This window comes from Sphingomonas flavalba, assembly GCF_004796535.1.
Taxonomy (GTDB): Bacteria; Pseudomonadota; Alphaproteobacteria; order Sphingomonadales; family Sphingomonadaceae; genus Sphingomonas_L; species Sphingomonas_L flavalba.
Genome location: NZ_SPHY01000003.1, coordinates 312,689 through 334,996, shown reverse-complemented (window position 1 = coordinate 334,996; position 22,308 = coordinate 312,689). Strand labels below are relative to the sequence as shown.

The 22,308-nt window shown below is 70.0% G+C and carries 21 protein-coding genes, 1 tRNA gene and 2 pseudogenes; 9 read left to right on the top strand and 15 right to left on the bottom strand.

Annotated elements, in window-relative coordinates; all coding sequences use genetic code 11:
- Nucleotides 1-2: 2 nt before the first annotated feature.
- On the top strand, nt 3-740 hold the full coding sequence (locus E4A53_RS05375; RefSeq protein WP_420822604.1) for a glutaminyl-peptide cyclotransferase: 738 nt from the start codon (nt 3-5) through the stop codon (nt 738-740).
- Nucleotides 741-793: 53 nt separating this feature from the next.
- Here E4A53_RS05375 and E4A53_RS15085 read toward each other — a convergent pair.
- The 3 genes and pseudogenes from E4A53_RS15085 to acnA all read right to left on the bottom strand — a co-directional run.
- Nucleotides 794-901, bottom strand: a pseudogene (locus E4A53_RS15085) (PEPxxWA-CTERM sorting domain-containing protein); the annotation flags it as partial.
- Nucleotides 902-991: 90 nt separating this feature from the next.
- Nucleotides 992-2,122: pseudogene (locus tag E4A53_RS14860) on the bottom strand (NF038122 family metalloprotease); the annotation flags it as partial.
- A gap of 133 nt (nt 2,123-2,255) precedes the next feature.
- Complete coding sequence (gene acnA / locus E4A53_RS05365; protein ID WP_136162049.1) at nt 2,256-4,913, bottom strand: aconitate hydratase AcnA; 2,658 nt, start codon at nt 4,911-4,913, stop codon at nt 2,256-2,258.
- Nucleotides 4,914-5,053: 140 nt separating this feature from the next.
- Here acnA and E4A53_RS05360 point away from each other — a divergent pair, with 140 nt between their 5' ends.
- The gene (locus E4A53_RS05360; protein ID WP_136162048.1) at nt 5,054-5,815 is read left to right on the top strand and encodes an SDR family oxidoreductase; all 762 of its coding nucleotides are present in this window, start codon (nt 5,054-5,056) and stop codon (nt 5,813-5,815) included.
- Here the strand turns inward: E4A53_RS05360 and E4A53_RS05355 are convergent.
- Nucleotides 5,778-6,371, bottom strand: coding sequence for a HutD/Ves family protein (locus E4A53_RS05355; protein WP_136162047.1), 594 nt, complete (start codon nt 6,369-6,371; stop codon nt 5,778-5,780). The genes E4A53_RS05360 and E4A53_RS05355 overlap by 38 nt on opposite strands.
- Nucleotides 6,372-6,565: 194 nt before the next feature.
- Between E4A53_RS05355 and E4A53_RS05350 the strand changes: the two genes are divergently transcribed.
- Nucleotides 6,566-7,186, top strand: coding sequence for a phasin family protein (locus E4A53_RS05350; RefSeq protein WP_239018142.1), 621 nt, complete (start codon nt 6,566-6,568; stop codon nt 7,184-7,186).
- Nucleotides 7,187-7,269: 83 nt separating this feature from the next.
- Here E4A53_RS05350 and E4A53_RS05345 read toward each other — a convergent pair whose 3' ends face one another.
- Nucleotides 7,270-8,394, bottom strand: coding sequence for an NAD(P)/FAD-dependent oxidoreductase (locus E4A53_RS05345; RefSeq protein WP_136162045.1), 1,125 nt, complete (start codon nt 8,392-8,394; stop codon nt 7,270-7,272).
- Nucleotides 8,395-8,520: 126 nt separating this feature from the next.
- Between E4A53_RS05345 and E4A53_RS05340 the strand changes: the two genes are divergently transcribed.
- On the top strand, nt 8,521-8,856 hold the full coding sequence (locus E4A53_RS05340) for a hypothetical protein (RefSeq protein WP_136162044.1): 336 nt from the start codon (nt 8,521-8,523) through the stop codon (nt 8,854-8,856).
- Between the two features lie 135 nt (nt 8,857-8,991).
- Here the strand turns inward: E4A53_RS05340 and E4A53_RS05335 are convergent, their stop codons facing one another.
- The 7 genes from E4A53_RS05335 to E4A53_RS05305 all read right to left on the bottom strand — a co-directional run bounded on the left by E4A53_RS05335 (nt 8,992) and on the right by E4A53_RS05305 (nt 14,665).
- Nucleotides 8,992-11,025: a TonB-dependent receptor gene (locus E4A53_RS05335; protein ID WP_136162043.1), complete on the bottom strand. Its 2,034-nt coding sequence runs from the start codon at nt 11,023-11,025 to the stop codon at nt 8,992-8,994.
- The gene (gene maiA / locus E4A53_RS05330) at nt 11,018-11,662 is read right to left on the bottom strand and encodes a maleylacetoacetate isomerase (protein WP_136162042.1); all 645 of its coding nucleotides are present in this window, start codon (nt 11,660-11,662) and stop codon (nt 11,018-11,020) included. The genes E4A53_RS05335 and maiA overlap by 8 nt, the downstream gene beginning before the upstream one ends.
- Nucleotides 11,659-12,528, bottom strand: a complete 870-nt coding sequence (locus E4A53_RS05325) for an S-methyl-5'-thioadenosine phosphorylase (RefSeq protein WP_136162041.1) — start codon at nt 12,526-12,528, stop codon at nt 11,659-11,661. Before E4A53_RS05325 ends, maiA begins: the two co-directional genes overlap by 4 nt.
- A gap of 114 nt (nt 12,529-12,642) precedes the next feature.
- On the bottom strand, nt 12,643-13,239 hold the full coding sequence (gene ruvA / locus E4A53_RS05320; RefSeq protein WP_136162040.1) for a Holliday junction branch migration protein RuvA: 597 nt from the start codon (nt 13,237-13,239) through the stop codon (nt 12,643-12,645).
- Complete coding sequence (gene ruvC / locus E4A53_RS05315; protein WP_136162039.1) at nt 13,236-13,727, bottom strand: crossover junction endodeoxyribonuclease RuvC; 492 nt, start codon at nt 13,725-13,727, stop codon at nt 13,236-13,238. The genes ruvA and ruvC overlap by 4 nt, the downstream gene beginning before the upstream one ends.
- Nucleotides 13,724-14,467 carry a YebC/PmpR family DNA-binding transcriptional regulator gene (locus E4A53_RS05310; RefSeq protein ID WP_136162038.1) on the bottom strand — a complete coding sequence of 248 codons (744 nt, stop codon included), beginning with the start codon at nt 14,465-14,467 and terminating at the stop codon, nt 13,724-13,726. Before E4A53_RS05310 ends, ruvC begins: the two co-directional genes overlap by 4 nt.
- Nucleotides 14,468-14,575: 108 nt before the next feature.
- Nucleotides 14,576-14,665, bottom strand: a tRNA-Ser gene (locus tag E4A53_RS05305).
- Nucleotides 14,666-14,788: 123 nt separating this feature from the next.
- Here E4A53_RS05305 and hspQ point away from each other — a divergent pair.
- The 3 genes from hspQ to gorA all read left to right on the top strand — a co-directional run bounded on the left by hspQ (nt 14,789) and on the right by gorA (nt 18,068).
- Nucleotides 14,789-15,166 (top strand): heat shock protein HspQ, encoded by a 378-nt coding sequence (gene hspQ, locus E4A53_RS05300; protein ID WP_136162037.1) that lies wholly within the window; start codon nt 14,789-14,791, stop codon nt 15,164-15,166.
- A gap of 61 nt (nt 15,167-15,227) precedes the next feature.
- Nucleotides 15,228-16,718: a glucose-6-phosphate isomerase gene (pgi, locus tag E4A53_RS05295; RefSeq protein WP_136162084.1), complete on the top strand. Its 1,491-nt coding sequence runs from the start codon at nt 15,228-15,230 to the stop codon at nt 16,716-16,718.
- 3 nt (nt 16,719-16,721) lie between these two features.
- Nucleotides 16,722-18,068, top strand: a complete 1,347-nt coding sequence (gorA, locus tag E4A53_RS05290) for a glutathione-disulfide reductase (RefSeq protein ID WP_136162036.1) — start codon at nt 16,722-16,724, stop codon at nt 18,066-18,068.
- Nucleotides 18,069-18,145: 77 nt separating this feature from the next.
- Here gorA and E4A53_RS05285 read toward each other — a convergent pair whose 3' ends face one another.
- Nucleotides 18,146-18,373: a hypothetical protein gene (locus E4A53_RS05285; protein WP_136162035.1), complete on the bottom strand. Its 228-nt coding sequence runs from the start codon at nt 18,371-18,373 to the stop codon at nt 18,146-18,148.
- A 125-nt stretch (nt 18,374-18,498) separates the two neighbouring features.
- Between E4A53_RS05285 and E4A53_RS05280 the strand changes: the two genes are divergently transcribed.
- Together E4A53_RS05280 and E4A53_RS05275 are read left to right on the top strand one after the other, a co-directional pair.
- Nucleotides 18,499-19,608, top strand: coding sequence for a sensor histidine kinase (locus E4A53_RS05280; RefSeq protein ID WP_136162034.1), 1,110 nt, complete (start codon nt 18,499-18,501; stop codon nt 19,606-19,608).
- Entirely contained in the window at nt 19,598-20,347 is a 750-nt protein-coding gene (locus E4A53_RS05275; RefSeq protein WP_136162033.1) for a LytR/AlgR family response regulator transcription factor, read from the top strand. The genes E4A53_RS05280 and E4A53_RS05275 overlap by 11 nt, the downstream gene beginning before the upstream one ends.
- 131 nt (nt 20,348-20,478) lie before the next feature.
- Here the strand turns inward: E4A53_RS05275 and E4A53_RS05270 are convergent, their stop codons facing one another.
- A complete protein-coding gene (locus E4A53_RS05270; RefSeq protein ID WP_168694311.1) occupies nt 20,479-20,841 on the bottom strand; it encodes a UrcA family protein in 363 nt (120 codons plus the stop codon).
- A gap of 219 nt (nt 20,842-21,060) precedes the next feature.
- Nucleotides 21,061-22,293, bottom strand: a complete 1,233-nt coding sequence (locus tag E4A53_RS05265) for a dicarboxylate/amino acid:cation symporter (protein WP_136162031.1) — start codon at nt 22,291-22,293, stop codon at nt 21,061-21,063.
- Nucleotides 22,294-22,308: the final 15 nt, after the last annotated feature.

Here is a 22,308-nt window from a genome sequence, read left to right as displayed (position 1 = left end):
CGGTGGTCGCGGCGCTGCTGCTCGCGGCGGCCCCGGCGACCGTGCCGGTGCAGACCGCGACGGTCGTCGCCCGTTTCCCGCACGATAGCGGCGCCTTTACCCAGGGACTGGTCTTCGATGGCGGCCGGCTGTTCGAAAGCACCGGGCTGGTCGGCCGCTCGACGATCCGCGAGGTCGCGCTCGACGACGGCATGGTGCTGCGCTCCGCGCCGGTGCCGCCGCCCTATTTCGGCGAAGGGCTGGCCGCCTGGGGCGATCGGCTGATCAGCCTGACCTGGCAGCACGGCATCGGCTTCGTTTGGGACCGCGACAGCTTCCGCCAGGTCGGCACCTTCCGCTACGAGGGCGAGGGCTGGGGCCTGACCCATGACGGCAAGGCGCTGATCATGAGCGACGGCACGGCGGTGTTGCGCTTCCTCGATCCGAAGACGCTGGCGGTGAAGCGGCGGCTGACCGTCACCGCCGCCGGGCGGCCGGTGCCGATGCTCAACGAACTGGAATGGGTGAAGGGTGAAATCCTCGCCAATGTCTGGATGACCGACCGGATCGCACGGATCAATCCCGCGACAGGCCGGGTCAAGGCGTGGATCGACCTGTCGGCGCTTGCCCGCGCCTCCGGCCGGCGTGGGAGCGACGCGGTGCTGAACGGCATAGCCTATGACAGCGCGGGCGACCGGCTGTTCGTCACCGGCAAGACCTGGCCGACCCTCTACCAGATCCGGCTCGATCCGCCGCGCTGAATAAGAAGACCCCGCCCGTTGAAGCGGGCGGGGCCATTTGCAATCCAGCGAGGTCAGGCGAAGACAATGCGCGCGCGCGTGCGCGCCCGCCGCATCCCGGCGCCGATCAGGCCGAAACCGAGGATCAGCATCGCCCATGTCGCCGGTTCCGGCACCTGGGCGATGGCGAGGCCGCCCAGCGCGAATACCTGCCTGCTGTCAAAGGTGTAGCCACGGTCGCCGAGGATATCGAAGCCAAGGTTGTAGCCGATCGCATCGAACGCTGCGAGATCGTTGCTGGTCAGCACGCCCATGCTGCAGGCCGCGGCCGTGGGGTCCATGATGCCGATCGCCCGCGATTCGATGAAACAGCCGTTCGCAGTGACGAAGGCGTCGTTGTCCTTCCAGTGCGACGCCTGCTCGCCGTCGCCGTTGTAGCGGCCGGTCGAGAAGGACGCCATTTCCGCCTCGCTCTGATGGTCGAAGTTGAACGGAGTCTCGCCGTCGATCGAGAAGAAGGCGGGTCGGCCACCGGCTGCCCACTGCAGCTGGCGGCTGCCGTCGGCGTTGAAGCCGTTGCCATAGCGGAACATGTCGAGCGTCGAGCCGATCGAAGTGTCGTTGAAATCGAAGTCGAGCAGGTCGGCGGCGCCGGGCCCATCCGGCCCGCCGTAATAATCGTAGAGATCGACGCCGCTTACGAAGCCCAGCGCATGGCCCATCTCGTGGATCGCCACCGCGACGAAGTCATAGGTGCCGACCGAGATGCCGTCGCTCGGGTCGAAATCGAACGCGAAGTTGGAACTGAAGGTGATGTCGGCATCGGCGTCGGCATTGTAGTCCTCGCCAAAGACATCGTGGTAGTAGGCGAAGGCGGTGTCGGCATTGTCGAAACCGATGCCCAGCGCCCGGTTGTTGGCCGTATTCTGGTTCAGATATAGGTTGTTGTAGCTGTCGTCATTGTCGAGATAGGTCGCCGCGGCGGTGTCGATACCCCCGCCCGCCGGAGTCGCCGGCGCGTTGACCCGCATCGCAAGGCCGCCGTTGGCGCTGAGCGGCGTCAGCCCGGCGACCGCGATCTGGTCGAGGGCGGAGGTCTTGGTCGCGTTCAGTTGCGTGTAAACGTCGCTGATCCGGGTATCGATGGAATTGCTGCCGGTCGACCCCAGCACCCCCGGCCGCAGCGCCGCGAAGTGGATATCGAAGATCAGCGTGGTGTTGTTGGTAAGCGTCTGGTTCCAGTAATTGGCTGCTTTCTGGAACGCATAGAGCGCCGCCCCCCCGTTCGGCGCGCTGGTGAAGCTGCCGTCGGTACTGCGCAGGATGATGTTCAAAGCAGAAGCCGGTGTCGCGAACCCCGCCAGCGCCGTGGCCGCGATCAGAGCGAATTGACCCTTTTTCATACAAAACGCCTTTCCCTGTTTGATCGTCCCGCGGCGCGGGACGACATGAGGGGAAATCTTGATCAGGCGTTAACTATCGTCAATCACGCATTTTTTCGCCCCCGGACCGCTATCCGGGGGCGAAACGACCGGCTCAGGAAGCCAGCTTGCGAAGCACGTATTGCAGGATTCCACCGTTCAGGAAGTAATCCAGCTCGTTAACCGTATCGATCCGGCACACCGTCTCGAAATTTTCCGTCGCGCCGTTGGCACGGGTCAGCGTTACGGTCACGGTCTGACGGGGGCGCAGCCCGGCGACGCCGCCGATCGTGAAGGTCTCGCTGCCGTCCAGTTTCAGCGTCTTGCGGTCGACGCCCTCGGCGAACTGCAGCGGCAGCACGCCCATCCCGACCAGGTTGGACCGGTGGATGCGCTCGAACGACTCGGCGATCACCGCGCGCACGCCGAGCAGGGTGGTGCCCTTCGCCGCCCAGTCGCGGCTGGAGCCGGTGCCGTATTCCTTGCCGGCGATGACGACCAGCGGCGTGCCGTCGGCCTTGTGGCGCATCGCTGCGTCGTAGATCGGCATCACCTCGCCCTTGTAGCTGGACATGCCGCCTTCGACGCCGGGCACCATCTCGTTCCTGATGCGGATGTTGGCGAAGGTGCCGCGCATCATCACTTCATGGTTGCCGCGCCGCGACCCGTAGCTGTTGAAATCGGCGCGGCTGACCTGGTGCTCCTGCAGGTAGGTGCCGGCCGGGCTGTCGGCCTTGATGCTGCCGGCCGGACTGATGTGGTCGGTGGTGATGCTGTCGCCGAGCACCGCGAGCGGCCGCGCGTCGACGATGTCGGCGACCGGCGCCGGGGTCATGCCCATCCCGTCGAAATAGGGCGGGTTGGCGACATAGGTCGATCCGGCGCGCCAGGCGTAGGTGTCCGATCCCTCGACTTCGATCCCGCGCCACTTGGCGTCGCCGTCGAACACGTTGGCATAACGGGCGCGGTACATTGCGCTGTCGATATTGGCGTCGATCGTCGCGCGGATCTCGTCGTTGGTCGGCCAGATGTCGCGCAGATAGACGTCGGCGCCGTCCTGGTCCTGGCCGATCGGCGTGCTGATCATGTCCTCGGCGATCGTCCCGCGCAGCGCGTAGGCGACGACCAGCGGCGGCGAGGCAAGGTAGTTGGCGCGCACGTCGGGCGACACGCGACCTTCGAAGTTGCGGTTGCCGGACAGGACGGCGACGGCGGTCAGGTCGTGGTCGTTGATCGCGGTCGAGATCGGCCCGGGCAGCGGCCCCGAATTGCCGATGCAGGTGGTGCAGCCGTAACCGACCAGGTTGAACCCGATCGCGTCGAGGTCGTCCTGCAGCCCGGCCTTGATCAGATAGTCGGTGACCACCTGCGATCCGGGGGCGAGCGAGGTCTTGACCCACGGCTTCGGCTTCAGCCCGCGCGCCCGTGCCTTGCGGGCGACGAGGCCGGCGGCGACCAGCACCGACGGGTTCGAGGTGTTGGTGCAGCTGGTGATCGCGGCGATGACGACGTCGCCATTGCCGATGTCGTGGCCGCGGTCGGTGATCTGGATGCGTGGCGCCGCGGTGTCGACCGCCTTGGTGAACTCGTCGTCGACCTCGGACAGCAGCACCCGGTCCTGCGGCCGCTTCGGCCCGGCAAGCGACGGCTGCACGCCGGACATGTCGAGCGCCAGCGTGTCGGTGAACAGCGGCTCGGGCGTGCTCTCGTCATGCCAAAGCCCCTGGGCGCGGCAATAGGCCTCGACCAGCGCGACCTGTGCGTCGCTGCGCCCGGTCAGACGCATATAGTCCAGGGTCTTGCTGTCGACCGGGAAGAATCCGCAGGTCGCGCCATATTCCGGCGCCATGTTGGCAATGGTCGCGCGGTCGGCCAGCGACAGCGCCGACACGCCGGGGCCGTAGAATTCGACGAAACGGCCGACGACGCCCTTGGCGCGCAGCATTTGTGTGACGGTCAGCACCAGGTCAGTAGCCGTGATGCCCTCAGCCAGCGTGCCGGTCAGCTTGAAGCCGACAACCTCGGGGATCAGCATCGACACCGGCTGGCCGAGCATCGCCGCTTCCGCCTCGATCCCGCCGACGCCCCAGCCGAGCACGCCCAGCCCGTTGACCATCGTCGTATGGCTGTCGGTGCCGACCAGCGTGTCGGGATAGGCGATGGTGACGCCGTCGGCGGCGACCGACGACCACACCGTCTGGGCGATATTCTCCAGGTTGACCTGGTGGCAGATGCCGGTGCCCGGCGGCACCACCTTGAAATTGTCGAGCGCCTTCGATCCCCATTTCAGGAATTCGTAACGCTCCATATTGCGGGCATATTCCAGGTCGACATTGTCCTGGAACGCCTTGGGCGTGCCGAACTCGTCGACCATCACGCTGTGGTCGATGACGAGATGGACCGGCACCTGCGGGTTGATCTTCTGCGCGTCGCCGCCGAGCGCGTTCATCGCGTCGCGCATCGCCGCCAGGTCGACGACGCAGGGCACGCCGGTGAAATCCTGCATCAGCACGCGCGCCGGGCGGTACTGGATCTCGCGGTCGGACCGCCGTTCCTTCTGCCAGTCGACGATCGCCTGAACATCCTCGACGGTGACGGTGGTGCCGTCCTCGAAGCGCAGCAGATTCTCCAGCAGCACCTTCATCGAAAACGGCAGGCGCGACACGTCGCCCAGCTTCGCCGCCGCCTTGTCGAGCGCGTAATAGTCGACGGTCTGGGTGCCGGCCGACAGGGTGGTGCGGGTGGAAAGACTGTCCTGTCCGACGGCGGTCATGGGGCGTTTCCTTTGTGCTGCGCTAGCGAGATTCGCTGGCGCTATAGCGAGGGGGTAGGGCTTGGGGAAGGGTGGCGCGCGCATCCCGGCGGGCTGGCCTGGCGGGGCGGGGCCGGGCATAGGGGCGGCGGGAGCTGCCGATGTCAGACGTTTATAACCCTCTTTCCGGCCGGGTCGCGCTGATCACCGGCGCCGCCGGCGGACTTGGCTTCGCGGCGGCGCGCGGGCTGGCGGCGGCAGGCGCGACGGTGGTTCTCCACGGCCGCGATCAGGCGCGACTCGACACGGCGGCGGCAACGCTGGCGGCGGGCGGCCGCCGCGCCGACACCGTCGTCGCCGATCTGGCCGACGAAGCCGCGACGGCGGCGGCGGTCGACCAATTGGTCGCCGCCCACCGGCGGGTCGACATCCTCGTCAACAACGCCGGCGCGCGGGACCGGCGACCGCTCGCCGCTCTGGATCGGGCGGCGGTGCGCCGGCTGCTCGAAGTCAATCTGGTCGCCCCGCTCGATCTGGCGCGGCTGGTCGTGCCGCACATGCCGGCTGGCGGGCGGATCATCAACATCACCTCGATCGCCGGGCCGATCGCCCGCGCCGGCGATGCCGCCTATACCGCGTCGAAGGGCGGGCTGGCGGCGCTGACCCGCGCGCTCGCGGCGGAACTGGGCCCGGCGGGGATCACGGTCAACGCCGTCGCACCCGGCTATTTCGCCAGCGAGGCCAACCGAGCCATGGTCGACGATCCCGCCGTCGCCGCCCATCTCGCCCGCCGCACCGCGCTCGGCCGCTGGGGCGCTCCGGGGGAGATCGAAGGGGCGGTGACCTTCCTCGCCTCGCCGGCGGCCGCCTATGTGACCGGGCAGGTCATCGCCGTCGACGGCGGCTATCTGGCGCATTTCTGATCGCGTCCGTGTCGATCAGGGTGATCGCCAGGCACCGCCCGGCGACCGCGACCTCGGGTTGATCGTCGACCAGCAGCGCGTCGCGCGGAGTCAGCCGATATGCGGCGCCCCCGGCGGTCAGCACCGCCGGCGCCAGCGCCAGCAGCAGCAGGGTCGCGCCCTCCGGCCGGGCGACGCGGCCGTCGTCGACCGGCGTCACCGCCGCCCGTGCCCGCCCGCGCCGGGTCATCACGTTACAGTCGGTGACCACGCCGCCCAGCGGGGTGCCGAACACCGCCGCGTCGCCGGGAAAGGCAAGGCCCTCGTCCCCCGCTGCTAGCGTCACCGTCCGCCCGGCGACATCCAGCCGCAAGACGCCGTCGAGCACGCTCAGGTGCCGGTCGATGCCGGGAAAGGCGGAAAACGGCCCGGCGCTGGCGACCTCGGCAAGGCTGACCCGCCAGCGGAAACCGTCGAGCCCGACGCCGTCGGGGGCGCTGGCCACGGTCGCGGTAACGCCGCCGCCGTTCTTCCACGGCGTCGTTTCCCGCGCCGCCGCCGGCAGCAATCGGGTCATCGGCCGTACCGCCGGCGCTGATCTGCCGCCCGTCCCCGCATATGCCGAGAATAGCACGGCAAAGTCGCGCGGCCACCCTGGAGCGGGCGATTCTGACAATTTTGTTGCAATGCACAAAAATCGCTTGCAATCCGCTCGAGAAGATTATATTGCAGCGCAACATGAGCAAGGAAAGTGACGTTCGGAGCGCCGTTATGACCAGCAACAGCACCACGAACGGCAAGCGCGCGACCAGGGCCGCCGGCAAGGCGTCGGCCAAGCCCGCCGTGACGGCCAAGGCGGCGCAAGCCGTCAAGGCCAGCGCCATCGTTCAGGACATCGTGGAGCCGGCCGCCGCCTCCACCACCGAGAAAGGATCAGAGATCGTGACCGAGACCATCACCAAGCTGACCAGCGAAGCCACCGACCGCGCCCAGGCGCTGTTCGGCGATTTCAACACCCGTTCGAAGGACGCGTTCGAGAAGGGCACCAAGCTCGTCGAGGAACTGCACGCCTTCAACAAGGGCAACATCGAAGCCGTCGTCGAATCGGCCAAGGTCGCCGCGAAGGGCGCCGAGGCGTTCGGCCAGCAGGCTGCCGACACCGCCCGCAAGAACTACGAGAAGGCCACCGCGACGCTGAAGGGCTTCGCGTCGGTCAAGTCGCCGACCGAGCTGTTCCAGCTGCAGAGTGAATATGCCCGCGAATCGTTCGACGCTTTCGTCGCCGACGCGTCGAAGAACACCGAGGCCCTGCTGAAGCTGGCCGGCGACGTGTTCCAGCCGCTGTCGAACCGCATCGCGGTCGCGGCGGAGAAGATCAAGATCGCCGCCTGAGCCAGGCGCCGCGTCTTCAGTAAAGCGTTTTCAGTAAGGCGTACCGAAGGGGCGTTCCGGGCAACCGGGGCGCCCCTTCTCCTTTACCGGCCATAGAGTCGTTCGACGGTGACGGCAGCCGGGTCGACGCCGGGCATCGCCGGCAGTGGCGTGCCGGTGATCAGCGCCGCCGCGATCTCTGCCATCGCCGGTGCTGTTTGCAGGCCGTAGCCGCCTTGCCCGGCCAGCCAGAAGAACCCCGGCGCATCCGGGGCGAAGCCGGCGGCGGGCACCCGGTCGCGGGTGAAGCTGCGCAGCCCCGCCCAACTATGGCCGATCCGCCGCGGGACGATGGTGGTGAAATGCGCCAGCCGGTCGGCAGCGACGGCGATGTCGTACTCTTCCGGCTGGGCGTCGCACGGCGCGCTCGGAGTCTCGTCGACCGGCGAGGCGAGCAGCCGGCCAGATTCGGGCATCAGGTAGAAATCGTCGACCGCGCTTTTGACGAACGGCCAGCCCCGCGTGTCGGCGCCGTCCGGCGCGTCGACGACGATGATCGTCCGCCGCAGCGGCGTGACGCCCAGCGGCACCACCCCGGCCAGCGCGGCGACCCCGTCGGCCCAGGCGCCGGCGGCGTCGACCAGCACCGGCGCGGCCCAGCGCCGGCCGTTGCGCGCCGTCACCACCCAGGCGCCGCCGTCATGGGCGATCGCCTCGATCGCCGCGTCGGTCTCGACCCGGCCGCCGCCGGCGCGGGCGGCCCGCGCGTAGCCCTGGAGCAGCGCGTCGGCGTCGAGCTTCAGCCCGTCATGGTCGGCGAAGCCGGCGACGATCGCGTCGTCGCCTAGCCGCAGCACCGGGCACAGCGCGCGCATCCCCTCCGCGTCGAGCCGCTCGACCCCCGGTGACAGGCCGCGCGTCGTCGCCTCCAGCGTGGCCAGCGTGTCCAGCATCTCGGCGGTCGCGACGAACAGCGCCGGCATCCGGTGGCATAGCGGCGAAAAGCCGTCGGGCGGATCGAGGAAGAAGGCGCGGCTCCACCGCGTCAGTGCGCGTACCGTGGCGTTGCCGATCCCGTAGTGGGAGAAGGTGACGCTGCGCCCGGAGCTGTGATAGCCCAGCGCCTGTTCGCCCTCCAGCACCACGACGCGGCCGTGGCTGCCGAGCCGTGCCGCCAGCGACAGGCCGGCAACGCCGCCGCCGACGATCAGAAAATCGGCACTGTCCATCATGCTCGCCTTTCCGCCCGAGAATATCCCGCCGCTTCAATAGCCCCCTATCCTGTCGCCAGCCTTGCCGCATCCCTGAATTCCGTGCCGCTTGACGGACGGCCCGGACGGACGAATGATGCCGCGATGACTAGCGATCCAGCCAACCCGGACAGGGCCGCCTTCGTTCGCGACATGCTCGGCCAGTGGGAGAGCATCGCCCAGGAATTCGGCAGCAGCCTGCTGAAAACCGGGGAGTTCGCCCGCGCCGTCAACAATGCAACCGCCGCCCCGGCCAAGGCGCGGACGCTGGGCAGCGAGCTAGTCGGCCAGGCGCTCGCCGCCGCCGCCATGCCGAGTCGCGCCGACATCGCCCGGCTGACCGAACGTCTCGACACCGTCGACGCCCGCCTCGCCCGCATCGAGACCCTGCTGGAAACCTTCATCACTAAGCCGAAAAAGGCAAAGAAGAACAAGGGATAAGAGCTTTGTGTCCCTCGACTACGCTCGGGATGGATGGAGAAAAAAACTAGGGGAAAGGCGAGCCGCGGTCCCGCACTCAAACCCGTCCATCCCGAGCGAAGGCGAGGGGCGCACGATCCGACCGCGTTCCGCTTCCTACCCCCGCCAGTTAAGCCCGAACCACACCGTCCTAGGCGCCGTGCGTTCGATGATCCCGGCACCGGAAATCGTGGCGTCGACCCGCGTATTGCCGATATTCTCGCCGCGCAGCTCCACCGTCAGACCACCGGTCAGCGGCACCGCGATCCGCGCGTCGACGGTCAGCGCATCGGTCAGCGCCCGCGCATTCTGGTCGTCCTCATACTGGGCGGAGACGTAGCGCAGCGTCGTCGACAGCCAGCGCCAGCCAAGCGTCGCCGACGCCATGTGGCGCGGCGTCTGCGCGGGCCGCAGCCCGTCGAGGGGCGCGGCGGCGCCGCTCGCATGCACGGTCGATCGCGTATGGGCATAGGAGGCGGCAAGCGCGAAATCGCCGAGTCGCGCCGATGCGTCGAATTCGATCCCGCGCGCTGTGATACGATCGAGGTTGCCGCGCTGACGGTAGACACCGGCCGCGGACACAAAGCCGACGCCGGGAAAAGTGCCGGGCCCGCTGGCGAGGGTGATGTTGGCGATCGCGTCGTCCAGCCGGCTGGTGAACAGCGTCGCGCCGACGCTGACGCCGTCCGTCGGCCGCCAGTCCGCTCCCAGCTCCGCCCCGCGCATCCGCTCCGGCTTCAGCGCGGCGTTGGCGGCGGTCGCGTCGGCCCCGGCACGGAACGGCCGGTACAGCTCGTTCAGCGTCGGCAGCCGCCAGCCGGTATAGGCGGCGGCGCGCAGGGTCAGCGCCGGGGCCGCCGCCCAGGCGACACCGGCCCGCGCTGTTGGTCGCCAGCCGCTGCGGTCGGCAAAGCGGCTGTCGGTCAGCATCGGCCCGCCGGCCAGCGGCCATTCGCGCAGCCGGCCGTTGGCGATCGCCCAATGGTCGATCCGGCCGCCGCCGGTCAGAGTCAGCGTGCCCAGCTTCGCCGATGCCTCGGCAAAAGCGCCCAGCGTGTCGGTCCGCCCGCCAGCGACGCGTCCGCGCGTCGGCGCCCCGGCGACGAAGGTCGCCAGCTCCTGCGTCCGTCCGCTGGTCCGCCGCCAGTCGGCGCCTAGCCGCAGTTCGATATCCTGCCCGACCGGCGGGCGCAGCTCGACCCGGGCGCCCAGCCCGGTCGCCGGGGTGTTGTACTGGTCGAGGCTCTGGCTGATGCTGTTGCGGTCGGCGGCGATCGAGGCGAACTCGCCGGCGAAGCTGCGCGCCTGCAGATAGGCCAGCGCCGACCAGCCCCAGGCCCCCCGCCCGACCAGCCGGATACTGGCGTCGGCGCCGCGGCTGCTGTTGTCGGTATAGGCGGTGCCGCGCTCGCGCCGGTCGACGAAGCCGAGCATAGACGCCTGAAGCTCGGTCGCCGCGCCGACCGGCACCACTGCGCGTGCGGCGAGGCTGGCCTGCTCATAGGGCGCAGGCCGGTCAACGCTGCCGCGCTGGCCGGCAAGGATCGGTACGAAGCCGTCGCCGCGCGCATAGGCGGCGGATACGCTGGCATGGCCGGCGCCCAGCCGTCCCGCCACCCCGGCGTTCGCGTCGACGGCGTCGCGGCTGCCATAGGCGAGGCCGGCGGCGAGGCCGGGCAGGGTGCCGGCATCCGCGCTCTCCAATTCGATCGTCCCGGCGAGCGCGCCCGGGCCCAGCGCGCCCGCTCCGCCACCGCGCGTCACGCGGATCGTCCCCAGCCGTTCCGGCGTATAGGCGGACAGCGTCACCGATCCGCCGAACGGGTCGCTTTGCGGCACCCCGTCGAGGACGAGCAGCGCCCGGCTCGACGCATTGCCGCCCAGCCCGCGCAGCGTCAGCCCCTGGCTGGTCGGATGGGCGGAGCGCGCGTCGGAGCGGCGGAACTGCTGGAGCCCGGCGACATCGCGCAGCACATCCTCGACCCGGCCGCTGGCGGTGCCGTCGATCCGCTCGCGGTCGATGACGATCAGGTCATAGGCCGTCTCGCCGATCGACGGGGCGAGGCCGCCGCCGGTGACGACGATGTCCGGCGCCTCGGCCAGCGCGGGGGTGGCCAGCAGCAGCGGCAATACGGCAAACGGCTTACGCATCGGCGGGCTTCACTCGGTCGGGGTGGGCGTCGGCGAAGGCGGGCAGCGCCTGCGCGGCGGCGTCGGCGGCGACCAGCATAGGATAGGGCGCCAGGTCCACCGCCAGGCGGCGGGCATTGTACATCTGCGGCACCAGGCAGATGTCGGCGATGTCGGGCGCCGCGCCGCCGAGGAACGGGCCGGCGCCGGCCTCCCCGGCCATCGCCTCCAGCGCGGCGAAACCTTCGCTGATCCAGTGACGGTACCAGGCGTCGCGCGCCGACTGCTCCACCCCCAATTCGCTGCCAAGGTAGCGCAGCACCCTGAGGTTATCGAGCGGGTGGATGTCGCAGGCGACGACCAGCGCCATCGCTAGCGCGCGGGCGTGGCGCGCCGGGTCGGCGGGCAGCAGCGGCGGGGCCGGATCACGCCGGTCGAGATAGGCGATGATCGCCAGCGACTGGGTCAACTCCAGCCCGTCGATCGCCAGCGTCGGCACCATGCCCTGCGGGTTGCGTACTAAGTTATCGGGGGAAAGTTGCGCGCCGTCGAGCAGCGACACCGGAATCCTGCTGTAGGAAATGCCCTTCAGGTTGAGGGCGATCCTGACCCGATAACTTGCCGAGGAACGCCAATAGTCGAACAGCGTCGCGCTCATCGGTTCAGCACCCGCCCGGCCACCGCGTCCAGCTTCGCCAGCAGCGCCGGGTCGCGCCGGTCCGGCGCGGTGATCAGCGCGGTGTCGAGCACGGTATCGATCGGCGACGCCGTCCGCTCCGCCGGCAGCAGCCCGGCCAGTTCGACGATCAGCGCCCGCGCGTGGTCGGCATTGGCGTGCATCACCTTCAGCACCGATGGCACGTCGACATGGGCGCTGCCCTCGCGCCAGCAATCGTAATCGGTCAACATCCCGACCAGGGCGTAAGGCAGTTCCGCCTCGCGCGCCAGCCGCGCCTCCGGCATCGCGGTCATGCCGATCACGTCGCAGTTCCACTGGCGGTAGAGGTGGCTTTCCGCACCGGTCGAGAATTGCGGCCCCTCGATCGCCACGTAGGTGCCGCCTTCATAGACGGTGGCGCCGGCCCGCCGCCCCGCCTCCGCCGCCAGCACCGACAGGCGCGGGCAGACCGGATCGGCCATCGAGACATGGGCGACCATGCCGGTGCCGAAGAAGCTGTTCGGCCGGGCGACGGTGCGGTCGACGAACTGATCGACGACAACGAAGCCGCCGGGCGCCAGATGCTCGCGCAGCGACCCGACCGCCGACAGCGCCAGCAGGTCGGTGCAGCCGGCCCGCTTCAGCACGTCGATATTGGCGCGGAAATTCAGCTCGGTCGGCGGGATGCGGTGGCCGCGGCCGTGGCGGGGCAGGAAGATGAAGCGGACGGCGCCGATCGTCCCGGTCAGCAACTGGTCCGACGGCGCGCCCCACGGACTGTCGAGTGCGATCCATTCCGCCCCCTCCAGCGCGTCGATCGCATAAAGGCCCGACCCGCCAAGCACCCCGATCGTCCAGCCGCCCATGTCCGTCCCCGCTCCTGCCTCAGCCCGCCCGCTGCCTTATCCGGTGACGGCGGCGAAATGAAACGCCTTGATGAACGATGTGCGCCGGTGGGGCGCCATGCGATGGGACGCGCGCTACCGCGCCGCCTTGCGCAGGGCGAGGCGGACGAGGGCGTCGAGGCTGGCGCCGGGGCCAAGCTCCGCCTCCGCCGCCGCGACGGCGCTGCCCGCCTCGGCCGGGCGGAAGCCGAGATTGGCGAGCGCCGAGACCGCGTCGGCGGTGAGGCCGCCGGCCGGCGCGGCGGCGGGGCCGGCCCCGCCGATCGCCGCGGCGCCGACCTTGTCGCGCAATTCGGTGACGATGCGCAGCGCCAGCTTCGGCCCGACGCCATTGGCGCGCGCGACCATCGCCTTGTCGCCGGTGGAGATCGCGCGGACCAGATCGTCCGGCGCCAGCACCGACAGGATAGCGAGGGCGACGCGGCCGCCGACGCCCTGCACCCCGGTCAGCAGGCGGAACCAGTCGCGCTCGCTGGCGGAGGCGAAGGCGAACAGGGTCATCGCGTCCTCGCGCACCTGCAATTCGGTGAACAGCGTGACCTGCGCGCCGACCGCGCCCAGCGCCTGCAGGCAGCGCGCCGATGCCTGGACGAGATAGCCGACGCCGCCGACGTCGATCACCGCATGGTCGGCGCCGATTTCGACCAGCGTTCCGGTCAGTCGCGCGATCATCTGCCCCCCACCGCCCTGTTGCTGGCGAGATGATGGGCGTGGGTGATCGCAACGGCAAGCGCGTCGGCGGCGTCCGCGCCGTCGATGGCGACGCCGGGCAGCAGCCGCGCGACCATGGCGTGGACCTGGTCCTTCGACGCGCCGCCGGTGCCGACCAGCGCCTTCTTGACCAGCCGCGCCGCATATTCGCCGACGAGCATGCCGTGCCGCGCCGCCGCCAGCAGGCAGACGCCGCGCGCCTGCCCCAGCTTCAGCGTCGACTGCGGGTTGCTGTTGACGAACACTTCCTCGACCGCCGACGTTTCCGGCCGGTGGCGGTCGATCAGCGTCGTCAATGCGGCGTCCAGCGCGACCAGCCGGGCACCGAGCGCCGCGGCGGCATCGGTGCGGATCCGGCCGTTGGCGACATGGGCCAGCCGGTTGCCTTCGGCGCGGATCACCCCCCAGCCGGTGGTGCCGAGGCCGGGATCGAGGCCGAAGATGATCAGGCCAGCCGCTCCATCACCTCGTCCGGCACCTCGTAATTGCCCCAGACGGTCTGGACGTCGTCGTCGTCGTCGAGCGCGTCGATCAGCTTCAGCAACTGGCCTGCCTCCGCCTCGCCCACGGTGACGACGGTACTCGGCCGCCAGGCCAGCTTGGCGCTTTCCGCCTCGCCCAGCGCCGGTTCGAGCGCGCGCGCGACTTCGTGCAGCGTCTCGGTCGCGGTCCAGATCTCATGGCCGTCCTCGCTCGACGCGACATCCTCGGCGCCGGCCTCCAGCGCCGCCTCGAACACCGCGTCGGCGTCGCCGGCGGCGGCGGGATAGCTGATCAGCCCCATCCGGTCGAAGCCGTGGCTGACCGAGCCGCTGGCGCCCAGATTGCCGCCGTTCTTCGACACGATCGTGCGGACATTGGTGGCGGTGCGGTTGCGGTTGTCGGTCAGCGTCTCGATGATCAGCGACACGCCACCGGGGCCGAAGCCCTCGTAGCGGATTTCCTCGTAATTGTCGCCGTCGCTGCCCTCCGCCTTCTTGATCGCGCGCTGGATATTGTCGTTGGGCATCGACTGGGCGCGGGCGGCGATGATCGCCGAGCGCAGCCGCGCGTTCATGTCCGGGTCCGGCAGGCCGTTCTTCGCGGCGACGGTGATCTCTCGGCTGAGCTTCGAGAACAGCGCCGACCGCTTTTTGTCCTGCGCACCCTTGCGGTGCATGATGTTCTTGAACTTGGAATGGCCTGCCATAGGGGGCTTTCACACTGGATGGTCAAACGGACGACCGTCTCTAAAAGCCTTTGCCGCGCGAATCCACCGGGGCGGTGCTGGAGGCATGATCGGCGGGTGGGGGCTGTGTGGCGGAGAGGGTGGGATTCGAACCCACGGTACCCTCGCGGGCACGCCGCATTTCGAGTGCGGTGCTTTCGACCTCTCAGCCACCTCTCCGCGAGGAACACCGGCTGTGTCGGGCCGGCGCCGGGGCGATCGAAGGCGCGCTGTTAGCGAAAGCCGGCGGCGCAGACAAGCTATCTGCTTGCGTGGCGGGGCCGGCGCCCTAAATTGGGGCGCATGAACCATGCGCTGAACAGCAATCCGTCGACGCCCAATCCGCTCGCCCCGCCGATCGTGCATGCACGGTTCGCCATTGGCGACGTCGTGCGCCACCGGTTGTTCGATTTCCGCGGCGTCGTGTTCGATATCGACCCGGTCTTCGCCAATTCCGACGAGTGGTACGAGGCGATTCCGGAGGACGTCCGCCCGCGCAAGGACCAGCCCTTCTACCACTTGCTCGCCGAGAATGCCGACAGCAGCTACCTGGCCTATGTCAGCCAGCAGAACCTGATCGGCGATCCCGATGGCGACCCGGTCGACCACCCGGCGATCGCCGGGCTGTTCGAGGATTATCGCGACGGGCGCTACCGCCTGCGCCGCGAGCACCGGCACTGATCGGGCGGCCAGCCGGCATATCTGACGTTTGAAGAAGGACTGGGCGATGGCCGACCTCGAGATGTTTCGCGCGGCGATCGCCGGGCATGAGCGCGGGAAGGTCGCGGACCTGCTCGCCGACGCCGACCGGCTGGCGCGGCTGACGCTGGAGACGGGCGGGTTGTTCTTCGACTGGTCCAAGACCCATCTCGACGCCGCGCTGGTCGGCGATTTCGCGAAGCTGGCCGAGGCGGCCGGGCTGGCGGCGGCGCGCGACGCGCTGTTCGCCGGGCGCATCGTCAACCCGAGCGAGGGCCGCGCCGCCGAGCATCCGGCCGAGCGCGGCGAGGGCGCGCCGGAGAGCGTCGCCCGCGCCCGTCAGCTCCACGCCCGCATGCGCGCGCTGATCGACGCGATCGAGGCGGAGGCATTCGGGCCGATCCGCCACGTGCTGCACATCGGCATCGGCGGTTCTGCGCTTGGCCCCGACCTGCTGGTCGACGCGCTGGGCCGCGACGCGGGGCGCTATGACGTGGCGGTCGTCTCCAACGTCGACGGTGCCGCGCTGGAGGAGGTGTTCGCCCGTTTCGACCCGTCGGCGACGCTGCTCGCCGTCGCCTCCAAGACTTTCACGACGACCGAGACGATGCTGAACGCGGCGAGCGCGGTGCAGTGGATGGCGGAGGGCGGCAGCGCCGACCCTTATGGCCGGGTGATCGCGCTGACCGCCGCGCCCGACAAGGCGGTGGCGTGGGGCATCGACGAGACGCGGGTGCTGCCGTTCGCCGAAAGCGTCGGCGGGCGCTATTCGCTGTGGTCGTCGATCGGCTTTCCGGCGGCGCTGGCGCTCGGCTGGGACGCGTTCGAGAGCCTGCTGGAAGGGGCGGCGGCGATGGACCGGCATTTCCGCCTCGCCCCGGCCGACCGCAACGCGCCGATGCTCGCCGCCTTCGCCGACCAGTATTATGCGCAGGTGGTCGGTTGCGAGACGCGGGCGGTGTTCGCCTATGACGAGCGGCTGCGCCTACTGCCGTCCTACCTGCAGCAGCTTGAGATGGAATCGAACGGCAAGTCGGCGACAGCCGACGGCCGGCCGCTCGACCGCCCGTCGGCGCCGATCACCTGGGGCGGGGTCGGCACCGACGCGCAGCACGCGGTGTTCCAGCTGCTCCACCAGGGCACCCATGTCGTGCCGGTCGAATTCGTCGCCGCGATCGAGCCGGACCATCCGCTCGACGAGGCGCATCACCGCACGCTGCTGACCAACTGCTTCGCGCAGGGCGCGGCGCTGATGACCGGGCGGCACAGCGACGATGCGGCGCGCAACTATCCCGGCGACCGGCCGTCCTCGACGATCCTGATGGACCGGGTCGACCCGGCGACGCTGGGCGCGCTGATCGCCTTTTACGAGCACCGCACCTTCGTCAACGCGGTGCTTCTCGGCATCAACCCGTTCGACCAGTTCGGGGTGGAGCTGGGCAAGGACATCGCCCGCTCGATCGCCAGCGAGGGCACCGGCGGGTTCGATGCGTCGACCCAGGGGCTGATCGCCCGGGCATTCGGGCGGAGCTGAGCCATGGCATCCTATGATTATGACCTGTTTGTCATCGGCGCCGGATCGGGCGGGGTGCGCGCGGCGCGCGTGTCGGCGGCGCACGGTGCCAGGGTGGCGGTGGCGGAGGAATACCGCGTCGGCGGCACCTGCGTGATCCGCGGCTGCGTGCCGAAGAAGCTGCTGGTCTATGGCGCGCATTTCGCCGAGGACCTGATGGACGCGCGCAAGTTCGGCTGGGATGTCGGCGCCTGCACCTTCGACTGGCCGACGCTGCGCGACAATGTGCTGGCCGAGGTCGACCGGATCAACGGCGCCTACACCAACACGCTGGAGAGCCATAAGGTCGAGATCATTCTGGAGCGGGCGACGGTCGCCGGCCCGCATCAGGTGCGGCTGGCCGGCGGGCGGACGGTGACGGCGGCGACGATCCTGATCGCGACCGGCGCCTGGCCGGTGGTGCCGGAGCTGCCGGGGGCGGAGTATGGTATCACCTCCAACGAGGTGTTCCATCTCGACGCGATGCCGGAACGGATCCTGATCGCCGGTGGCGGCTATATCGCCAACGAGTTCGCCGGCATCTTCCACGAGTTCAGTTGCAAGGTGACGCTCGCCAACCGCAGCGACGTGATCCTGCGCGGCTATGACGAGCAGATCCGCGACCGGCTGCTGCAGATCTCGACCGCCAAGGGCATCGCCTACCGCTTCAACGCCAGCTTCACCGGGATCGAGAAGCAGGCGGACGGATCGCTGCGCGTCAAAATGACCAACCACGATCCGATCGACGTCGACGCCGTGCTGTTCGCGACCGGCCGGCGGCCGAACACCCACGGGCTGGGGCTGGACAGCGCCGGGGTCGAGACGGACGACAAGGGCGCGATCAAGGTCGATGCCGACAACCGATCGACCTGCCCGTCGATCTTCGCGGTCGGCGACGTGACCGACCGGGTGCAATTGACCCCGGTGGCGATCCGCGAAGGGCAGGCCTTCGCCGACAGCCAGTTCGGCGGCAAGCCGACGCAGGTCGATTACGCCTTCATCCCGTCGGCGGTGTTCAGCCATCCGCCGATCGCCGGCGTCGGCCTGACCGAGGGGCAGGCGAAGGAGAAATACGGCGCGGTCAAGGTCTACACGTCCGATTTCCGGCCGATGAAGAACGTCCTCGCCGGCCGCAACGAGCGGGCACTGTACAAGATGATCTGCGTGCCCGAGACCGGGCGGATCATCGGCCTGCACATGATCGGCCCGGATGCGCCGGAACTGCTCCAGGTCGCTGCCGTCGCGGTCAAGGCCGGGCTGACCAAGGCGGCGTTCGACGAAACCGTCGCCCTCCACCCGACGATGGCCGAGGAACTGGTGCTGCTCCGCTAGCCCCAGGCCAGCAAAGGGCGATGCGCCGGGGGTTTCGCCCGCCGAAGCGCGGCCGGGCGCGAAAGACCGGGAGCCGCCTAGCGTCCGGTCTGGCGCCTTTTCGCTTCGGCTTTCGGGTCATAGCCGGAGGACGGGGCCGGGCGGTCGGGGCGGCCGGGCGCGGTCACCGCCGGCGGATCGGATGCGTCCATCGATTCGTCGAGGCCGATATCCAGCTTCGCATCCGGGTCGTCCGGGTGGCGTTTCAGCCGATCGCCGATTCGTCGGTCCTGACCGGCATCCTTCGGTTGCGCTCGCTTTTTCATTACATCTCTCCTGTCCAGCGACGACAACCGCCGGCTGGCGGGCGCGGTTCCGTTCGACGAAGCACCCAGGCGGTTCGACGGTCGCCAGTGTCGCTTCGCCGCACAAGGCGGTAGAAGGGGGCATGATGACCGCCTATCCCGGCGCGCGCCGCCCTCGCATCGGCCAGGAGGTGGCGCTCTACACCATCCTCGGATTCTGGCTGTTCTACATCGTGATCACCACGTTGCGCGCGGTGATCATGGATTTCCCGGCCCAGGGCGAGATGGCGCCGCGCCGGCTGGTGGTGACCGCCGTCGGCATCGTCCTCACCTACGTGCTCTACCTGTTCCTCAGGCTGTTCGATCACCGTCCGTTCGGCCAGCGGGTCATCGCCGCGTTCGTCGGCGCGGTGCCGGTCGCGATCGCGATCGCGCTGCTCAATTATTACGTGTTCAACATCTACGACCCGATCTGGCTGATGCAGGACCCGGATGCGGTGCACGAGATGCAGAAGCCGGGGCATCTGGTCCAGGACATCGCCGACCTGGCGATCTCGCGCTATTTCTTCCTCGCCGCCTGGGCGACGCTGTATCTGGCGCTGTCCTATGCCGCCGAAACGCGCGAGGCCGAACGCCGCGCCGCCGCCTTCGCCCGCGCCGCGCAGGAGGCGGAGATCCGCGCGCTGCGCTATCAGGTCAACCCGCACTTCCTGTTCAACACGCTCAACTCGCTCAGTTCGCTAGTGATGACCGGCCGGCCGGAGGAGGCGGAGCGGATGATCATGAACCTGTCGACCTTCTTCCGCACCAGCCTGTCCGGCGACCCGCTGGAGGACGTGACGCTGGCCGACGAGGTCAAGCTGCAGCAGCTTTACCTCGACATCGAGGCGGTCCGCTTCCCCGACCGGCTGCGCACCGTCATCTCGATCCCCGACGCGCTGCTCGACATCTGCGTGCCCGGCCTGATCCTGCAGCCGCTGGTCGAGAATGCGATCAAATACGGCGTATCGCCGGCGCGCCGGCCGGTGACGATCACCATCGCGGCGAGCGCCGACGACGGCGTGGTGACGATCGGCATCGCCGACGACGGCAACGGCCCCCCGGTCGGCGACACCGGCGGCGGCATCGGCCTGGCCAATGTCCGCGACCGGCTGGCCGCGCGGTTCGGCAGCGCCGCCGGCCTGGCCACCCAGTCGCCACCGAGCGGCGGGTTTTGCGCCGTGCTCACCATTCCGGAGGTTCGCGATGGCTGCTGATCCCGCGCCGCTGCGGACCCTGATCGTCGACGACGAGCCGCTGGCGGTCGAGCGGCTGCAGCTTCTGTGCGCGCGCGAGCCGGCGATCGCGCTGGTCGGCACGGCGACCGACGGTGACGGCGCGCTGCGCATGGTCGAGGCGCTGGAGCCGGATCTGCTGCTGCTCGACATCGCGATGCCGGAACGCGACGGCATGTCGGTGGCCCGCGCGCTCGGCCAGGCGGCGCGGCGGCCGGCGATCATCTTCGTCACCGCCTTCGACGGCTTCGCGGTCGAGGCGTTCGACCTCGCCGCCGTCGACTATCTGCTGAAGCCGGTCGCGGCCGACCGGCTGAGCCGCGCCGTCGCCCGCGCCGTCGCTGCCCGGGCCGAGGCGCCCGCCGGGGCCGCCGAGGACGGCGGGTCGGCTTACGTCAACGAATTCTGGGTGCCGCACCGGGCCGAGCTGGTCCGCATCGCCGCCGAGGATATCGAGCGGATCGATGCCGAGCGCGACTATATGCGCCTGCACGTCGGCCAGCGCAGCTTCCTGCTCCACCAGACGATCAGCGCGCTGGAGGCGCGGCTCGACCCGGAACGCTTCATCCGCCTGCACCGCTCGACGATCATCCGCCGCGACCGGATCGTGAAGCTGCGCCACGACGGCAGCGGCGTCTGGTATGCCGACCTGGCCGACGGCACGGCGGTGCGAATCGGCCGCACCTACCTCGCCACCGCCAAGGCGTTGGCCGGTCGGTAGAGTTTGATCCACCGGCGCGCAGCGCCAAAGCTGCAGCGCTGACCTGTCCATAATAAAACACCCCCGGCCTGGGACTTGGCCGGGGGTGCCAGCAAATGGGCCGGATCGCGGTTCCGGCCCGGCTGTCGGGTTCAGCGGCCGGCGAGGCCGGCGGTGTCGACACCGGCGAGGCGCGTGTCGCCGGTGCGGCGGGCGATCACCTCGACGGCGGCGTGCCGGGCGCGGGTGCGGGCGGTGCTGACGCAGTCGGCGATCTCCTGCCGTTCGGCCAGCGAGACGATGCCGGTGCGGCCGCACACCGCGCGGGCAGCCATGCCGATGCGGTTGTCGAGCGCGGCGCGCCCCGTGGTGCTGGCGAGGTTGAGGTCGGTGTGGCTGACCCTGGCGGCGCGCGGCGCGTCCTCGGCATGGGCGGCGGCCGGCAGCAGCGAGACGGTCGCGGCGGCGGCGATGGCGGAGGCGGTGAATGCCTTGGTGAGGGTGAACGTGAGCATCGGGACTTCCTTCCTGACGTGGGGGGCGTCAATTGCGTGGCGCGGCGGGATCCCGGGGCCGGGGAGCATCGGAAGATCTCCGCCGCGCACTGTCTGGATAGGAAAGCCGGGCGCGCGACACACGCGCGCTTCGACCGGGGGCGAGCCGGTTCGGCGAACCGCCGGCGGCGCCGACCAACCGCCGATGCGGGTCGACGAACGACGGCTGCCGTAGGGGAATCAGGCCTCGGGCGGGGCCCGCGCGGCGACGGTGGTCGCGGCCAGGTCGTAGGCGACGTTGCCGGTGGTCCTGACCAGGTCGGGGATCACCTCGACCGCGATCAGCAGCGCCAGCGGCGCCACCGGCACCCCCATCGCCAGCGCGATCGGCACGGTGGTGATGAAGAAGGTGACCTGGCTCGGCACCCCGACCGAGGCGAGGCTGATGACGGCGGCGACCAGCACGCCGGCGGCCAGCGCGCCCGGCCCGACCGGCATGCCGACCAGCGCCGCGACGTAGAGGACGATCGCGAGGTTGGCCGCCGGGCTGGTCGCGCGCATCAGCGTCACCGCCATCGGCAGCACGATCGCCGGGCCGCGCTCGCCCAGCTTCAGCTCGTCGCGCGCGGCGGTCAGCATCGCCGGCAGCGCGGCAAGCGACGACTGGGTGCTGAAGCCGATTGACTGCGCCGGCAGCGCGGCGCGCGCGAAACGGCCGAGCGGCTGGCGCCCGCCGATCACCGCCAGCGGATAGGCGCCGGCGGTGAAGATAAGCAGCAGCAGGACATAGAGCGCGACGTAATGGGCCAGCCCGCCGATCGCGGCGAGGCCGGTATGGGCAGCGGTGGCCAGCGCCAGCGCGAACACCCCGGCCGGGGCCAGCGCCAGCACCCAGCCGACGATGACCAGCATCGCCTCGGCAATTGCGTCGAACAGCAGGGTCAGCGCGGCGCGGTGGTCCGGCGCGAGCCGGGCGACTGCGAAACCGAAGACGATGCCGAACACGACCAGCGGCAGCATCGCCGCCTCCGCCGCCGCCTGCACCGGGTTGGGCGGTACGATGCCGCGCAGCCAGTCACCGAGCGGCGGGATCGCCGGCACGGCCGCCGCCGCCGCCAGCCCCCCGCGCAACGCCGCCGCCGCCCGTTCCGGCTGCGGCCACAGCGCCAGCATCGCCGGGAACAGCAGGGCGCCGATCACCGCCGAAGCGAGCAGGATCGCCGCGAACAGGGCCACCGCCCGCGCCGCGACGCCACCGGCCTCGGCCGCGTCGCTGGCGGTGCCGATGCCGCGCACGAGTAGCGCCAGCACCAGCGGCACGATCGTCATCTGCAGGCCGTTCAGCCACAGCCCGCCGATCGGCGCGGCAACGGCGGCGACCGGCCCGGCGAGCGACGGCGCCCAGGCGGCGAGCACGGCACCGGCCGCCAGCCCGGCGCCCAGGCCGGCGATGATCCGCGTCGCGGACGTCATCCCTCAACCCCCCGC

Bases quoted from the DNA above. Each gene is read 5' to 3' on its own strand.
- acnA (WP_136162049.1), bottom strand. From the start codon at position 4,913: ATGACCGCCGTCGGACAGGACAGTCTTTCCACCCGCACCACCCTGTCG.
- E4A53_RS05360 (WP_136162048.1), top strand. From the start codon at position 5,054: ATGTCAGACGTTTATAACCCTCTTTCCGGCCGGGTCGCGCTGATCACC.
- E4A53_RS05355 (WP_136162047.1), bottom strand. From the start codon at position 6,371: ATGACCCGATTGCTGCCGGCGGCGGCGCGGGAAACGACGCCGTGGAAG.
- E4A53_RS05350 (WP_239018142.1), top strand. From the start codon at position 6,566: ATGACCAGCAACAGCACCACGAACGGCAAGCGCGCGACCAGGGCCGCC.
- E4A53_RS05345 (WP_136162045.1), bottom strand. From the start codon at position 8,394: ATGGACAGTGCCGATTTTCTGATCGTCGGCGGCGGCGTTGCCGGCCTG.
- E4A53_RS05340 (WP_136162044.1), top strand. From the start codon at position 8,521: ATGACTAGCGATCCAGCCAACCCGGACAGGGCCGCCTTCGTTCGCGAC.
- E4A53_RS05335 (WP_136162043.1), bottom strand. From the start codon at position 11,025: ATGCGTAAGCCGTTTGCCGTATTGCCGCTGCTGCTGGCCACCCCCGCG.
- maiA (WP_136162042.1), bottom strand. From the start codon at position 11,662: ATGAGCGCGACGCTGTTCGACTATTGGCGTTCCTCGGCAAGTTATCGG.
- E4A53_RS05325 (WP_136162041.1), bottom strand. From the start codon at position 12,528: ATGGGCGGCTGGACGATCGGGGTGCTTGGCGGGTCGGGCCTTTATGCG.
- ruvA (WP_136162040.1), bottom strand. From the start codon at position 13,239: ATGATCGCGCGACTGACCGGAACGCTGGTCGAAATCGGCGCCGACCAT.
- E4A53_RS05310 (WP_136162038.1), bottom strand. From the start codon at position 14,467: ATGGCAGGCCATTCCAAGTTCAAGAACATCATGCACCGCAAGGGTGCG.
- hspQ (WP_136162037.1), top strand. From the start codon at position 14,789: ATGAACCATGCGCTGAACAGCAATCCGTCGACGCCCAATCCGCTCGCC.
- pgi (WP_136162084.1), top strand. From the start codon at position 15,228: ATGTTTCGCGCGGCGATCGCCGGGCATGAGCGCGGGAAGGTCGCGGAC.
- gorA (WP_136162036.1), top strand. From the start codon at position 16,722: ATGGCATCCTATGATTATGACCTGTTTGTCATCGGCGCCGGATCGGGC.
- E4A53_RS05285 (WP_136162035.1), bottom strand. From the start codon at position 18,373: ATGAAAAAGCGAGCGCAACCGAAGGATGCCGGTCAGGACCGACGAATC.
- E4A53_RS05280 (WP_136162034.1), top strand. From the start codon at position 18,499: ATGACCGCCTATCCCGGCGCGCGCCGCCCTCGCATCGGCCAGGAGGTG.
- E4A53_RS05275 (WP_136162033.1), top strand. From the start codon at position 19,598: ATGGCTGCTGATCCCGCGCCGCTGCGGACCCTGATCGTCGACGACGAG.
- E4A53_RS05270 (WP_168694311.1), bottom strand. From the start codon at position 20,841: ATGCTCACGTTCACCCTCACCAAGGCATTCACCGCCTCCGCCATCGCC.
- E4A53_RS05265 (WP_136162031.1), bottom strand. From the start codon at position 22,293: ATGACGTCCGCGACGCGGATCATCGCCGGCCTGGGCGCCGGGCTGGCG.